The organism is Chryseobacterium sp. S90 (genome assembly GCF_047444895.1).
GTDB lineage: Bacteria > Bacteroidota > Bacteroidia > Flavobacteriales > Weeksellaceae > Chryseobacterium.
The window spans coordinates 366764-381664 of sequence record NZ_JBLGCX010000001.1 but is presented as its reverse complement, the minus strand read 5'-3'; the positions used below and the strand labels follow the sequence as shown (position 1 = coordinate 381664).

Below are 14901 nucleotides of genomic sequence, written 5' to 3'. Positions count from 1 at the left end.
CTGAATCATTTGAATGGTCCAAATATAAAATAATTTTGTCATGCAATAAAGCACAAAACCATAATAATTTTAAAATCATGGATAAGAAACAATTCAGTTCTAAAGATTTCCACGAAACTTTTGCAAGACCCAAGTATGTAAAGCCAAGCCATTTGATTCATAAAAATGTTGAAAATGCAGGAGAACACAACCAATTTTCAACAGAAAGGAAACATCCCGTTTTCTTTGTAGATCTACCAAGTAAGAATGTCAGCATGACGATTGGCGGACTTACTCCCGGACAGCAGACCAACAGACACCGCCATACCTACGAAACTGTATTATATGTGATCGAAGGGAAAGGCTGGACAGAAGTAGAAGATGAAAGAGTGCATTGGGAAGCAGGAGATGCCGTATATATTCCTTCATGGGCGTGGCATAAGCATCAGAATCTCAGCGATACTGAACCCGCCAAGTATATTGCCTGCGAAAATGCTCCTCAGCTGCAGAATCTGGGGGTTGCTTTGAGAGAAGAAGAGGGCAGAGACCTTTAATAATAAATAGTAAACCATTAAGATGCTTTTTCAACTCAATATTCTTAACAGCTTAGGTTCTCTTAATGGTTTAGAATTATTTTAAATTTTTAAATCAGCAAACATGAAAAATGTTCCATTTAAAGGGATTATTGCCTATCCCATAACACCTTTTGATGAAAATGAAAAAGTCAATATTCCTCTTTTCAAACATTTGGTAGAAAGACTGGTTATTTCCGGAAACCATGGAATTGCTCCGTTGGGAAGTACCGGGGTAATGCCTTATTTATCTGATGAAGAAAAAGAAGAAGTGACGGAAGCTACTTTACAGCAGGTAAAAGGAAGAATTCCAACGCTTGTAGGGGTTTCCAATCTTACGACAGAAAAAACGATTCATCACGCCCGGTTTGCAGAAAAAGCAGGTGCTGATGCGGTTATGATTATCCCGATGAGTTACTGGAAACTTACAGATGATGAGATTGTAACGCATTATGATGCTGTAGCCCGGAAGATTTCAATTCCGATTATGGCCTATAACAATCCGGCAACAAGTGGAGTAGACATGTCACCAGCCTTGTTGAAAAGACTTCTGGAAATTCCTAATGTAACCATGATCAAAGAAAGTACAGGAGATATTCAGAGAATGCACTTTTTGAGAAGAGAATTGGGAGAAGAAGTGGCATTCTATAATGGTTCTAATCCTTTGGCTTTGGCCGCCTTTTCTGCCGGAGCAAGAGGTTGGTGTACAGCGGCCCCGAATCTTATTCCCGAACTTACCATCAGCCTTTATAACGCCGTTGAAGAAGGAAATCTTGAAAAAGCAAAAGCTATTTTCTACCAACAGTTCGATCTTTTAAAATTTATTGTCAATAAAGGATTGCCAAGAGCTGTAAAATCAGGGCTTACGATTCTCGGCGAAGACGGCGGAAATTTGAGAAGTCCTTTAAAACCTCTTCAGGAAAAAGAAACTGAAGAATTAAAAAATATTATTAAAACCCTTGTTAATTAATACAATCTTATGAAAAAATCCATTTTTTATCACGCAGGATGTCCTGTATGTATCAGTGCAGAGCATGATATTATCAGCCTTATAGGTTCGGAAAATGTTGAAGTTATCCACTTAGGAAATGACAGAAACAGAATTGAAGAGGCCGAAAAGGCAGGCGTAAAGTCTGTACCTGCTTTAGTAACACCCAACGGAAACGTACTTCATATCAATTTTGGAGCATCTATGGAAGATGTGAAAAAATAGAATATTAATCTTGTTGTATAAACGAGGCTGTCTCAGAAGTGTCATTCTGTGAGATTCTTCCTTCGTCAGAAATCGAAGATTCGACGTAGTCAATGACAAAAGCCAATTATTTGACTTTCTGAAACAGCCTCGTTTTTTGTTTTCTTCCTCATAACATTTATCTGTAAAATCTTTGAGAGAATTTATTACCTGTTCAGAATTTTCTAAATGGTTGCGTTTCCTTCTACACCGTCAGAATTATTAGTTTTAATTCCTGTGATTGCAGAGGCGACAAAGCTAAACAGGCTGACCAGTTTTCCAGCTTTGGTATCCCAATAATAGGTTTCCCTAGGCTCTACACGGATAATGGTAACATTGGGATCGTCTTTTCCATCGAACCATGCTTTCGCTAAAGGAGACCATTTGTCTTCTATGGTAGCTTTGTCCTTATAAACAGAAGCTTCTCCGTAAACCGAAAGATACTGCGAATCACTGTTATTCATAAAAAATAACTGTACTCTTCTGTCTTCTTTGATTTCAAAATTCTTGTTGCTGGTTCCACTGCTGATAAACCAGAGATTTCCACTGTCATCTGTTTCCTGAAGGGTCATAGGCCTTGAATTAACAGGAACAGTTTCCAATTCTGTACAGAACATACATATTTTTGCACTTTCTGAAAGTTCTTTGATTTTTTTGATCGCCTCGAGATGGCTGAGATTCTGTGTTGACATAATATAATATTTTAAATAATTGGTGTAAACTAAATTATTCAAATACCTGACCAAAAGGTAATAAAATGTGGTACCTGGAATAGATTTCTTTCAAAACTGATGGTATTTACTGGAAATCAAAAAGACGCAAGTATTTATCTTCGATAAAATTGATTATTAAAACAGTTTCTTTTTCTACCAATAAGTTTTATGTACATTTGGTATATGCAGATTTCGCCGCCTGAACATTTGGCTCCTTTTATAAGACATTATATCTTTTTGGAAAATTCTGAAGAGGATATAAGGCGTTTAAGGCTTTTTACGGATGGCAGTTCCGGGCTTATTCTTTCCGGAGATATGAATCTGTATTCCGGTATTTCAGAAGATCGGATGCCGCTTTCTTTTTTTTATGGAACTCTAAACGGTTATAAAGACTTCTCTTCAAAAGGGAAATTTTCTTTGATTGCTATTGTATTCCAGCCTTATTTTTTAAATATTCTTTTAAAAACATCCGCCAAAGAGGTTAGAAATCAGATTGTTTCTGTGGAAGATGTTCTAAAAAATAAGCTGGAAGTATTTCAGGAAAAACTTTTTAAGAAAACCAATCCTTTGACTGTTATCAATGATCTGAATGCTTTTTTTACTGAATTTTTATCTGAAAAAATAAACACGGATCACCATGTTATAGCGTCCACACAGCAATATATTCTTCAAAATAAAGGAGCTGTATCCTCCAAAGAATTAGAAAAATTCACAGGATATTCTGAACGTCATCTGGAAAGAAAATTTGAATTTCATATGGGAATATCACCTAAAAAATATGGAAATATTATCCGTCTTCATTACTTTTTAAGCCTTATTAATAAAAGTGTTGATAATAGAAACATGACGGTTCTTTCTTATGAAGCAGGCTTTTCTGACCAGTCCCATCTTATCAGGGAATTTAAAAACAATATCGGGCTTACTCCCAAACAGTATTTGAAGACAGAAAATAAAATGGCTGTCAATTTCATTCAGCTGTAAACAAGCATGTCGGTTTTATACAATTTTTGATAAGCAGAGTCCTCTAGTTTTGCTTAAAAAAACAATGAATATTAAAATTTCAACTGCACAATTTGAAAATAAGAGCGGAGATAAGACGTATAATCTGTCTGTCATTGAAAAACTGGCCAGCCAGGCTGCTTCCCAGGGATCTCATGTTATTGCTTTTCATGAATGCTCCATTACAGGGTATACTTTTGCCCGGAAACTTTCAAGGGAACAACTTCTTGATATTGCAGAATGTATTCCGGAAGGGGAGAGTATTCAAAAACTGCAGGAAATTGCAGCGCAGAATGACATCACCATATTAGCCGGGCTATTTGAAAAGGATGAACAGGATTATCTTTTCAAAGCGTATGTATGTGTTGATAAAACAGGACTGAAAGCTAAATACAGAAAATTACATCCATTTATCAATCCCCATCTTACACCCGGTAACGAATATTGTGTATTTGATATCATGGGCTGGAAGTGCGGTATTCTTATCTGCTATGACAATAATATTATTGAAAACGTTAGGGCAACAAGGCTTCTTGGTGCAGAAATTATTTTTATGCCCCACGTTACGATGTGTACTCCTTCTACAAGGCCTGGAGCAGGTTTTGTTGATCCTCAGCTTTGGGAAAACAGGATAGCAGACCCGACCTCTTTACGTTTAGAATTTAATGGAATGAAAGGCAGAGACTGGCTGATGAAATGGCTTCCGTCAAGAGCTTATGATAATGGGGCTTATATTGTTTTTTCAAATCCTGTCGGTATGGATGATGATCAGTTGAAAAACGGTTGTTCCATGATTATAGATCCATTCGGAGACGTCATTGCAGAATGCCGGTCATGGGAAGACAGTTTTGAATCTGCGGTTATTACTTCTGAAAAGCTCAGCCAGTCAGGAGGATACAGGTATATTAAGGCAAGAAGACCTGAGTTATATAGGAATATCATAGGACAGGAGCATTCATCTGAACAAAAAGTGGTATGGCTGGATGATAAAACGGTTTAAAAATATAAACCCTCTTCAGACTCTGTCACGAGGGTTTATTTTATGGTTAATTGTTTGTTGAAGATCGCTCCATGCACCGCCATTGTAAATATGTTTGAAACCTCTTTCTTTCAGGATATTTTCTGCTTTTACACTGCGTAGTCCATGGGAGCATACGGTGATATATGTTTTTTTTGGATCCAATTCTACGTACCGCTCTCTGATTGTTCCTAATGAAATATTAACTGACCCTTCTATATGTCCCGTTTCGTATTCCTTTTCAGTTCTTACATCAAGAATCACTGCTCCTTTTCTGATCAGTTCAGGCAATCCGCTATCTAAGGTCTGAAACCGATAAACCCTATATACAACGTACAGTATAAAAGCTATTCCACAGACTATAAGAACATTTTTCATAGTTTACTCAGTATTTTTTTATCAATATAAAATGTTCCGAAAGGAATAAAACAGGCAAGAATCACTTTCCATGTAATCTCTTTAAATTTCCAGTTCTGTTCTACACCAATGCTCAGCGTATTAAACAGAAAGAGCAGGAATAAAGTTCCATGAACGGGGCCTATTAATCGTACAAATAAAGGGTTTCCCATCCAGTATTTCATCGGAACGGCAATACACACTAAACTTAATAATGAAATGCCTTCCAAAATCGCCAGAATTCTTAGCCGGCCGATTTTTGTTTTGAATAAATCCATCATAATTATCTGAAATAAGGTCTGTTTGCTAAAGGAGAAAAAGGCCACGGAATAGCAATGAAAATAATAATCAGTGCAATAGAAAACCAGATGCCCATGGTTTTGAATTTGTCTTTATCTGAAAGTTTTCTTTTGGCTAAAGCGGAACCGATAGTGATGATCACAACAGCTGTAATCATCAATGAAATATGAATCAACCCGAAAAACAGATGTTCAAAAGATTCTTTGGCTTCATTAAAATTTTTCCAGAAATATTGAATCACCGGACTTTTGAAATAGAATATCATTCCGATAATTAATTGTACATGAGCTATGGTAGCTGTCCAATGTCTTACAGAGTTATCTGTTCCGGTAAATTTCCTGTCTGAGGAATATCCTTTATAAGAACGGAAAATGGCGTATATCAAGCTTATTAAAACCAGCCAGCGGGTCTGTGAATGTAAAAAAGTCAGGGTTTGATACATTATTTATTTTTTTGAACACAGCAAAGGTATAATAAAAACATACTAACTAGTATGTTTTTAATCAAAAAAATTATTGAAGAGTGTTGAAATATGATTTAAGTCCCTTTAAATAAACAAGATAAACCTCTTTGGAATTTTCAACTTTTCCGAGATTTCTGACGCCCCAATACCCGGAAATAACAAAAACGCTTACTTCTCTGGCATTGACATCTTTCTTAATGATTCCTGTTTCCTTACCTTTTTCAATACTTTCCGCGAAAGCATTTTCCCATTCTTTTGAAAGTTCGTGCAAAGCCTGGGTAAACGCAGTATGCCATGGTGCCATCTGCTGTACAAAATTGGAAGTAGGGCAGCCGTATTCAACTTTTAAAAAGTCAGTTTCCATCAGAAGATTGTATATGATCTCATAAATATTGTCTAATGGATTTTTATTATTCTGAAGGGATTCAATAAAATTACGTCTGAAATTGGGCTTCATCAGTTCATTGATAATAGCGAGCCCCATTTCATCTTTGGTTTTAAAATGATAATAAAAAGCACCCTTGGTCACCTGAGTCGTTGCAATAATCTCATCAATGCTTGTGGTCTGGAAACCTTTCACATAGATCAGTTCGAACGCTTTCTGGAGAATAGTAAGACGGGTTGCTTCTGATTTCTTCATTAAAAATAAGTGATTATTGTACAAAGGAACAAATTTTAAATTGAAAATAAAACTATCATTATTCTGATATATTGATAGAATTTAAATAATTTTTATAATACAATTATTCGTCGGAAATTTGCCTTGTCAATATCAACAAAATACAAGACAATGAATTATCAAAAAGAAATACAGATCAATACTGCAACACAGACTGCTAAAAAAGGTCTTCCTGCAGCACTATGGGCATTAACGATAAGTGCCTTCGGAATAGGAACTACGGAATTCGTCATTGTAGGACTGCTTCCAACAGTAGCTTCTGATTTAGGCATAACAATTCCTTCCGCAGGACTATTGGTAAGTCTTTATGCGATAGGAGTAGCTATTGGAGCTCCGATACTAACGGCATTAACGGGGAAAATTCCGCGCAAGACACTTTTGGTTTCTATCATGCTGTTGTTTGTTATCGGAAATGGGCTGGCATCCATTGCTCCCGGTTTTATTACTTTAGTTTTGGCCAGGATTCTTACGGGATTTGCTCATGGGGTTTATTTTTCCATCGGTTCTACCATTGCAGCCTCATTGGTTCCTGAGGAGAAAAGGGCTACAGCAATATCTATTATGTTTGCCGGCCTTACACTGGCGATTGTAACCGGAGTGCCCTTAGGAACTTTTATAGGACAGCATTTCGGATGGAGAGCAACGTTCATAGGGGTTTCCATCCTTGGAATTGTCGGATTAGTTGCCAGTTTATTATTGGTTCCCAACAATCTGAGAAACGGTAAAACAGCTTCTTTAAAAAGTCAGTTTAAAGTACTGGGAAACAGACGTCTGATTTTCGCTTTTTTAATGACAGCCATGGGATATGGGGGAACATTTGTAGTGTTTACCTATCTGTCACCTATTTTACAGAAAATTACAGGGTTTCAGGAGTCTACCGTAACTTTTATCCTTTTGATTTATGGAATTGCCATTGCACTGGGTAATTTGATTGGAGGAAAAGTTGCTAATAAAAACCCATTGAAAGCACTTCTATGGATGTTTGCTGCGCAGGGATTGGTATTGCTTGCTTTTTATTTTACTGTAAGCAGCCCGGTGTTAAGTATCATTACACTTTTCTTTTTAGGCGCCTTATCATTTGCTTCTGTTCCCGGACTTCAGCTATTAGTGGTACAGATTGCTGAAAAAGAACTTCCTGGAACAGAAGATGTAGCTTCAGGGATTAATATTGCTGCCTTCAATATGGGTATTGCAGTCGGATCTTATGTGGGAGGAATGATTGTTACCTCCTCTTTGGGCTTGGAAAGTACTCCTTGGATCGGAGCTTTATTCCTTTTAGTTACAGTATTGATCACGGTTTACAGTATCCGTTTAAGCAAGACAAAATAAACGCAAACAAATAATATTGATTTTCATATCATGTGCTTAACGCAAAAAGTAAACCTCATATGTTAGATTTAAGTGAATGAAGAAGTCATCAACAGATTGATGACATGAAGTGGATAGTGTTATAAAGGCAGGTTTTTATCTGCCTTTATTTTTGTTTTTTATCCTTGTCAAGGTTTAAAACCTTGACAAGGATCATGATTTATAAACCAGACTGTCAAAATTATTTTAAATATAAATAATAACAAGAGATTCTTACATCAAACCTTGTAAATCTCCGCATCTGTAAATACAAAAAATGTACTGTTCTTAGGCAGATTTTTAGTATCCAGTCCCGTAAATTCACTGAAAGCCGGAAGTAACAACTGATTACTGCTGAGAGCAAAGCAGGGAAGTCTGATGTTTTTTACAGCAGAATTCAGGACAATTCCGGGATGAATATGTCCGGTAATCTGGAATTCAGGTCTGGCCGTATCAAAATTGTGAATAAAGGTAATCCCATCTATTTCCAGCCACTCAGATTTATGTTGAAAACATAGCTTTTTCTCCAACACTTTTGAAATGCGGTCATGATTTCCTTCAATAAGATAAAACTGTATCTTAGGATATTGATTTTTCCATGTACAGAATTCATCCACATCAGAATTGTCTCCTGCATGAAGTAAATCTCCAACTACAATAAATTTTTCAGGCTGAAAAAATTCAATCAATGCTGATAATCTTTCCAGATCGCTTTTCATAATATGATTTGCCAGAGCAATGCCATTTTTGCGGAAATGAGCTGTTTTTCCAATGTGAAGATCAGAAAGAATAAGGGCTTTTTCTCTTTCCCAGAATAATGCACGCTGATTGGTCAGAATGAAAGTTTCATCTTGTACAGGGATGCTTTTGGTTGCTATAAACACGCTTTATAATTGAATATTTAATGTTTAAAGTTACGTTATATTAATGTAATCAGCCTACCTTCCGGCTTACATGAAACTTTTCATCAAAAACATAAGTCAGAGGAAAGCCTGTAGCGATTTCTCTTTCTAAGATTTCTTCAGGAGACAGATGCTCAAGGTACATAATCAGTGCACGAAGGCTGTTTCCATGAGCGACAATCAATACATTTTCGCCTCTTTTTAATAAGGGTCTTATCTGGCTTTCAAAATAAGGAATTACTCTGTTGTAGGTATCTTTAAGACTTTCCCCTCCGGGAGGAACCACATCATAGGATCTGCGCCAGGTATGAACCTGTTCATCACCATATTTCAAAGCGGTTTCAGCTTTATTTAATCCTTCCAGATTTCCGTAAGAACGTTCGTTTAATGCTTTATCTTTAACGATTGGTATATCAGGATTTCCTATTTCATTCAGAATGATGGATAGGGTGTGCTGCGCCCTGATGAGCGCCGAGGTGAATGCAATATCTATTCTTTCTCCTTTTAAAGCAAGACCTGCTTTTTTGGCTTCTTCAATACCGGCTTCGGTTATATCAATATCTTTCCACCCCGTAAATCTGTTTTCCAGATTCCAGAGTGACTGTCCGTGACGGACCAAGAACAATTTTTCCATTATTTAAATTTTATTTACCACTTCTAAGGTATACTCTAAGTTACGGTGATTATTTAAATTTATCAAGAGAATTCAATCAGAATATTAGGCTAAGAATAAGATTAAAACGATAGGTTTTTTATTGATTTTATAAATTTTAGAATCTCGCAAAGGCGCAAATTTATATTATCTATTTTTATTTAAGGCGCAGGAACATTTCGACTTCGCTCAATATTAGATTTTCAGCAAGATTAACGTGACTAAATTTTATCGGAGATAAAATCTTTGCGCCTTAAAACGTTATTATGATCAATATTTTGCGTCTTTGCGATAAACAAATATTCATCGGCATATCTGTTCTTACAGAAAACACATTAATTGATTATAAAAGATCACTTATATTGGATAGCTTCAGCATTCTTTTAATTCTTGCATCAAGCCCTTCACTGGAAAGTGTTTGTCTCAGACTGTCTACTTTGATCGGGAAACTTAGCGGAGTAAAGGAACGGGAGTGTTTTAGAATAATTTCAGACTTTTCAATCCTTTTAAAAGCTTCTACAAGTCGTTGCTCCTGAAGCTGCATATTAAAGACTTCCGTATAGGCCTGTTTAATTAAAAAATGATTGGCATCATGGTCTTCCAGCACTTTAAAAATAAGTCCGGCTGAACTCTGTAATGATTTATTGGAGCGCTGCTGTCCGGCATAGTTTTGAATCACCATTCCTGAAATTACAGCAATATCTCTGAATTTTCTTCTCGCCATTTCAGCAGAATTGATACTGGCAATCACATCGTTCATCAGATTGTCCCGGGTTAAAATCTGTTGCAAATTCTCTTCATTTAAAGGAATTTCTTTATCGCTGAACAGTTCAAATCCGTAATCATTCATTGCCATCGAAAAGGAGATAGGAGCCAGTTTTGAAATGCGGTAAGCAATCAGTGCAGCCATGACTTCATGCACCAGACAGCCCTCAAAAGGATACATAAACAAATGATATCCTTCACGGTTCTTAATCATCTCCACCAAAAATTCTCCTTCTTTAGGAATATGAGAGTTCTTCTCCTGATTGACGAGCAATGGATGCAAAAATTTCAGTTCCTTTTCTGAAGCCTTCGGATTTAAAGCATGGGACAGCTTTTCTCTTAAAAAATGTCCAAGATTGGTACTTAGAGGCAGTCTTCCGCCAAGATAACTGGGAACAAGAGCTCTTCCTTTGGCTGCTCGTACATACACGGTCATATCTTTGATCATTGCGACCTCCAGAGTACGCCCGGCCAGAATAAATTTTTCCTCTTTTTTCAGTTTTGAAATAAAATATTCCTCAATCATTCCGATATAACCTCCGGAAATAAATTTCACTTTCAGCATGGCATCACTTACGATCACTCCCATATTCATTCTGTGGAGCATGGCAATCTTTCTTGAAGTCACTTTGTAAAGTCCATCTTCCGTAATGACTACCTTATGGAATTCTTCATAGTTCTTTAAAACACTGCCGCCAATCGTAAGAAATTCGAGAATGCTTTTCCATTCTTCATCGAGCATTTCCTGAAAGGCATATACTTTTTTGATTCTTTCGTAGAGTTCATCAGGATAAAAACCGTCACCAACAGCCAGTGTCATCAGAAACTGAACCAGAACATCAAAGCATAAGACCTGTGGTTCTCTGGGCTCAACAACTTTCTGTTTCACGGCTTCTTTTAAAGCAGAAACTTCAATCAATTCCAAAGAGTGAGTGGGGACACAATAGATTCTGGAGGTTTCAAAAGGAGAGTGCCCGCTGCGTCCGGCCCTTTGCAGAAAACGCGCAACTCCTTTGGCAGATCCTACCTGAATAACGGTGTCCACAGGTTTAAAATCAATACCAAGATCCAGCGATGATGTGGAAACCACTGCTTTTAATTTACCTGAACTTAAATTTTCTTCAATCCAGATCCTCAAATGGGCATCAATGGAGCTGTGATGAATCGCAATCTGGCCTGCAAAATCGGGGTAGGCATCCAATAAAAGCTGATACCACATTTCACTCTGGCTTCTGGTATTGGTAAATACAATGGTAGATTTTGATTCCAGAATAATCGGAACAACTTTATCAGCAAGCTTATTCCCAAGATGACCTGCCCACGGTAATATTTCTATTTCGTCCGGGAAAACCGGGAGAATATCTATCTTTTTCTGCTCTTTGGCTGTAATTTTTGTCTTTTTACTGTCATAAGGAATAAGAACATCCATGGCTTCGTCCAGATTCCCGATAGTGGCTGTGATGCCCCAGATTTTAATCTTCGGGACATATTTTCTAAGCTGTGAAATGGCCAGTTCTACCATGACACCACGCTTTGAACCCAATAATTCATGCCATTCATCCACAGCCACACATTTCATATCTGTGAAAAAACGGTCATTATTTTTCTGAGCGAGTAGCAAATGGAGACTTTCGGGGGTTACAACAAGAATTTCAGGCATTTTTTTGATCTGCTGCTGTCTTACTTTCGGATCGGTATCTCCGTTTCTTACGCCTACAGTCCAGTCAAGTCCTATTTCATCAATAGCTTCCTGCATCGCTTTTGCAATATCTTTGGATAAAGAGCGTAGTGGAGTAATCCAGATCATTTTCAACCCTTTTTTATAGCTCTCAGGATGATTCAGGAAATCTGAAATCAATGCTAAGAAGACAGAAAAAGTTTTTCCGAAACCAGTAGGAGCGACTACCATTCCGCTGTAGCCGTTTCCGAATTTCTTCCAGGTTTCCAGCTGAAATTTAAAAGGGGCAATACCTTTATCTGTCATCCATTGTTGGATGATCTTTAATCCGTCGCTATGTTCAAAAGCTGCCAATTTTATTTATTTTAAATTTTAACGCTAAGGACACTAAGAGTTTATTTGATATTGTTTTATTCAATCGAAAGGGTGTTTCATTTAGCAAAGTTTGTATTTTATTGTAGCTGAACTTAGGCCTTTGCGAACAAAAAATTACTAATCAGTCAAAAATCCTTGTGCCATTGCGTTAAAGTATTATTGTATTAATTTTTTAATCTCTTCCAAATCATCAATTTCGTTTACGGTTTTGTCTTTCCGCCACCGTACAATTCTTGGAAACCGGAGAGCAACACCGCTTTTATGACGATTGCTGAAACCTATTCCTTCAAAAGCAATTTCAAAAACCAGTTCTGCTTTTACCGTTCTCACAGGTCCGAATTTCTCAATGGCATTTTTGGTCACAAACCTGCTTACTTCCATAATTTCTTTGTCCGTTAATCCTGAATAGGCTTTGGCTATGGTAACCAGTGCATCTCCGTTTTTTACAGCAAAAGTATAATCGGTATAATAAGCGCTTCGTCTGCCGCTTCCTTTTTGAGCATAAATAAGCACTGCATCAATAGTCAACGGATTGATTTTCCACTTCCACCAGTCACCTTTTTTCCGGCCGGAATGGTAGGGTGAATTTTTTTGTTTTAACATCAATCCTTCACTGTTTACTTCTCTTGAATTTTCACGAAGCGAGTCCAGCTCTTCCCAATTTTCAAAGTCAAGACTTTTGGAAATTTTGATGTTCTGAGGATTTTCATTTAATAATAATTCTTCAAGCAAAGCTCTTCTTGCGGAGATAGGCTTCTCTCTCAGATCATTATTTTCAAGCTCTAATAGATCATAAGCAAAGACTTCTATCGGAATTTCCGACAGCATTTTTTTAGTTAAAGTCTTCCTGTTTAATCTTTTTTGTAATTCGTTGAAATTTAAAACTTTATCATCTTTTACCGCAAGTATTTCTCCATCTATCACAAAGTTGCCTTTCATGGCTTTTATAACTTCGGTGATTTCCGGGAATTGTTCGGTTACAAGTTCTTCACCTCTTGACCAGATAAAGACTTCATCATTTCTCCGGATGATCTGTCCGCGTATTCCGTCCCATTTGTATTCTACCAGCCATTCATCAGAATTTCCCAGTTCGTCAGGCTTTTTTTCCAAAGGATAGGCAAGACAGAAAGGATAGGGTTTTGAATTATCCGGATTCACATTTTCAGCCTCAATAAGCTCTTTAAAAGAAACTTCATCCGGCTGCCATTTTCCCATTAAGCTATGCATCAGTGCACTGGATTCCTGGCCGGAAAACTTTGTCAGAGCATTGATCAGGGTTTTATCTGATACCCCGATTCTGAAACTCCCGCCAATTAATTTATTGAAAATCAATCGTTCAGTGTAATCCAGGCCGTTCCATGAGTGCAGTACAAATTCTTTTTTTTCTGCATCTGTTTTCCCTTTTAAACCGACAATATCATTCATCCATTCTGATAAGGTACGCTCTATATTTTCCTCAGGAGGTGGAAGAATCAGCGATAATGTTTCCCCGAGATCTCCTACGGAAGAATAAGATTCCTGAAACAGCCAGTAAGGAAGTTTTGTGATTTCCAGCGCCCATTCTTTCATGTAATTGGTATTGACATTTCTCTTGGGCCTTTTTCCTGTAAACAAGGCGATAAACCATACTTTATCTTCATCGGGAGCACGTTCCAGATAATCGATGATGGCATCTATTTTAGCATTGGTCTTATTGGTGGTTTCCAAAGCGTTGATAAGGTCTGCAAAATGTCTCATGATTCCGGGGTTTCAAGGGGTTCTTTTTCAGATTCTTCTTCGTCTTCTCCAAATAAGGTTTCCACAACATCTGCCCGAACTCCGATTTCATTCAAATATTTTGAAAAAACTTCGGTTTGTCCGTGCGTAACGTGTACAAGTTCAGCTTCTGTTGCTTTTACAGTCTGTAATAAACCTTTCCAGTCTGCGTGGTCACTCATGGCAAAGCCTGCATCTGCACTCCGCCATCTTCTGGCACCGCGAACCTGCATCCAGCCGGAGCATATTGCAGTAGCAGGATCTGGAATTTTTTTGATGATATTACTGTCAAGTAAAGCGGGAGGAACAATTACAATTTCATGTTCCATTTCTTTTGGACGTTCCCTGAAATCAGCAATGGTGTAGTCCGGAAGGTCGATTCCTACTGTTTCAAAGGCTTCATTCAGCTTTCCGATGGAATAGTGGACGTATATTTTTCCCAGATCTTCCACCGCCTTCATAATACGTTGCGCTTTCCCTAAAGAATACCCGATAAACACGGATGTTTTATTATTTTCCTTATTCTTCAGCACCCAGTTTTGTAATTTTTTATTTAAATCCGGAACTTCAAGCCAATTGTAAATAGGCAGGCCGAAAGTACTTTCTGTAACAAATTCATTGCATTTTACCAGCTCAAAAGGAGTGCTTAATCCATCATCCTGAACTTTATAATCCCCTGAAATGACGGTCACATATCCTTTATATTCAAGTCTGATCTGTGCAGAACCAATAATATGTCCGGCAGGATGCAGAGAGAGTTTTACCCCATTGATGTTGATAACTTCTCCGTATTCTACACTCTGGCATTCGATATCCATTCCGATTCTTTGGTGCAGAATAGGTTTTGTGAAATGGTGACAAAGGTATTTCTTCATTCCCCAACGAGCGTGATCAGCATGGCCATGGGTAATAACCGCCATATCTACAGGCCTCCATGGATCGATATAAAATTTTCCCTGGGGACAGAAAATTCCTTTTTTTGTAAATGTGATTAATTTCAATGGTGTGACTGGTTTTATAGAATAAGCTTCAAAAACTTAACCAATTTACAATAAACAGTTTGTTTTTTTCGATTGA

At 37.4% G+C, this 14901-nt stretch carries 16 protein-coding genes; 6 read left to right on the top strand and 10 right to left on the bottom strand.

Annotated elements, in window-relative coordinates; all coding sequences use genetic code 11:
- The first annotated feature begins 77 nt into the window (after nt 1–77).
- The 3 genes from ACLMCG_RS01840 (at nt 78) to ACLMCG_RS01830 (ending at nt 1764) form a co-directional block, all read left to right on the top strand.
- Nucleotides 78–533 (top strand): cupin domain-containing protein, encoded by a 456-nt coding sequence (locus tag ACLMCG_RS01840; protein ID WP_052198582.1) that lies wholly within the window; start codon nt 78–80, stop codon nt 531–533.
- 103 nt (nt 534–636) lie between these two features.
- Nucleotides 637–1521: a dihydrodipicolinate synthase family protein gene (locus ACLMCG_RS01835; RefSeq protein WP_413958571.1), complete on the top strand. Its 885-nt coding sequence runs from the start codon at nt 637–639 to the stop codon at nt 1519–1521.
- A 9-nt stretch (nt 1522–1530) separates the two neighbouring features.
- Nucleotides 1531–1764: a thioredoxin family protein gene (locus ACLMCG_RS01830; protein WP_413958570.1), complete on the top strand. Its 234-nt coding sequence runs from the start codon at nt 1531–1533 to the stop codon at nt 1762–1764.
- Between the two features lie 203 nt (nt 1765–1967).
- On the opposite strand, the gene ACLMCG_RS01825 is transcribed toward ACLMCG_RS01830, so the two are convergent.
- Nucleotides 1968–2474 (bottom strand): pyridoxamine 5'-phosphate oxidase family protein, encoded by a 507-nt coding sequence (locus ACLMCG_RS01825; protein ID WP_413958569.1) that lies wholly within the window; start codon nt 2472–2474, stop codon nt 1968–1970.
- Nucleotides 2475–2678: 204 nt separating this feature from the next.
- Between ACLMCG_RS01825 and ACLMCG_RS01820 the strand changes: the two genes are divergently transcribed.
- Together ACLMCG_RS01820 and ACLMCG_RS01815 are read left to right on the top strand one after the other, a co-directional pair.
- Nucleotides 2679–3476, top strand: coding sequence for a helix-turn-helix domain-containing protein (locus ACLMCG_RS01820; RefSeq protein WP_413958568.1), 798 nt, complete (start codon nt 2679–2681; stop codon nt 3474–3476).
- 64 nt (nt 3477–3540) lie between these two features.
- Complete coding sequence (locus tag ACLMCG_RS01815; protein ID WP_413958567.1) at nt 3541–4494, top strand: nitrilase family protein; 954 nt, start codon at nt 3541–3543, stop codon at nt 4492–4494.
- A 15-nt stretch (nt 4495–4509) separates the two neighbouring features.
- Here ACLMCG_RS01815 and ACLMCG_RS01810 read toward each other — a convergent pair whose 3' ends face one another.
- The 4 genes from ACLMCG_RS01810 to ACLMCG_RS01795 form a co-directional block, all read right to left on the bottom strand.
- Entirely contained in the window at nt 4510–4890 is a 381-nt protein-coding gene (locus ACLMCG_RS01810) for a rhodanese-like domain-containing protein (protein WP_413958566.1), read from the bottom strand.
- Nucleotides 4887–5189: a DUF3817 domain-containing protein gene (locus tag ACLMCG_RS01805; RefSeq protein WP_047422960.1), complete on the bottom strand. Its 303-nt coding sequence runs from the start codon at nt 5187–5189 to the stop codon at nt 4887–4889. The genes ACLMCG_RS01810 and ACLMCG_RS01805 overlap by 4 nt, the downstream gene beginning before the upstream one ends.
- Before the next feature lie 2 nt (nt 5190–5191).
- Nucleotides 5192–5650 (bottom strand): hypothetical protein, encoded by a 459-nt coding sequence (locus ACLMCG_RS01800; protein WP_413958565.1) that lies wholly within the window; start codon nt 5648–5650, stop codon nt 5192–5194.
- Nucleotides 5651–5720: 70 nt separating this feature from the next.
- Nucleotides 5721–6311 (bottom strand): TetR/AcrR family transcriptional regulator, encoded by a 591-nt coding sequence (locus ACLMCG_RS01795; RefSeq protein ID WP_413958564.1) that lies wholly within the window; start codon nt 6309–6311, stop codon nt 5721–5723.
- Between the two features lie 150 nt (nt 6312–6461).
- Here ACLMCG_RS01795 and ACLMCG_RS01790 point away from each other — a divergent pair, with 150 nt between their 5' ends.
- Entirely contained in the window at nt 6462–7679 is a 1218-nt protein-coding gene (locus tag ACLMCG_RS01790) for an MFS transporter (protein ID WP_413958563.1), read from the top strand.
- 257 nt (nt 7680–7936) lie between these two features.
- On the opposite strand, the gene pdeM is transcribed toward ACLMCG_RS01790, so the two are convergent.
- The 5 genes from pdeM to ACLMCG_RS01765 all read right to left on the bottom strand — a co-directional run bounded on the left by pdeM (nt 7937) and on the right by ACLMCG_RS01765 (nt 14825).
- Nucleotides 7937–8581 (bottom strand): ligase-associated DNA damage response endonuclease PdeM, encoded by a 645-nt coding sequence (pdeM, locus tag ACLMCG_RS01785; protein WP_413958562.1) that lies wholly within the window; start codon nt 8579–8581, stop codon nt 7937–7939.
- Between the two features lie 49 nt (nt 8582–8630).
- A complete protein-coding gene (locus ACLMCG_RS01780) occupies nt 8631–9233 on the bottom strand; it encodes a 2,3-bisphosphoglycerate-dependent phosphoglycerate mutase (RefSeq protein WP_413958561.1) in 603 nt (200 codons plus the stop codon).
- A gap of 361 nt (nt 9234–9594) precedes the next feature.
- Complete coding sequence (locus tag ACLMCG_RS01775) at nt 9595–12048, bottom strand: ligase-associated DNA damage response DEXH box helicase (protein WP_413958560.1); 2454 nt, start codon at nt 12046–12048, stop codon at nt 9595–9597.
- Between the two features lie 177 nt (nt 12049–12225).
- On the bottom strand, nt 12226–13806 hold the full coding sequence (locus tag ACLMCG_RS01770) for an ATP-dependent DNA ligase (RefSeq protein WP_413958559.1): 1581 nt from the start codon (nt 13804–13806) through the stop codon (nt 12226–12228).
- Nucleotides 13803–14825, bottom strand: a complete 1023-nt coding sequence (locus ACLMCG_RS01765; RefSeq protein ID WP_413958558.1) for a ligase-associated DNA damage response exonuclease — start codon at nt 14823–14825, stop codon at nt 13803–13805. Before ACLMCG_RS01765 ends, ACLMCG_RS01770 begins: the two co-directional genes overlap by 4 nt.
- Between the last annotated feature and the right edge of the window lie 76 nt (nt 14826–14901).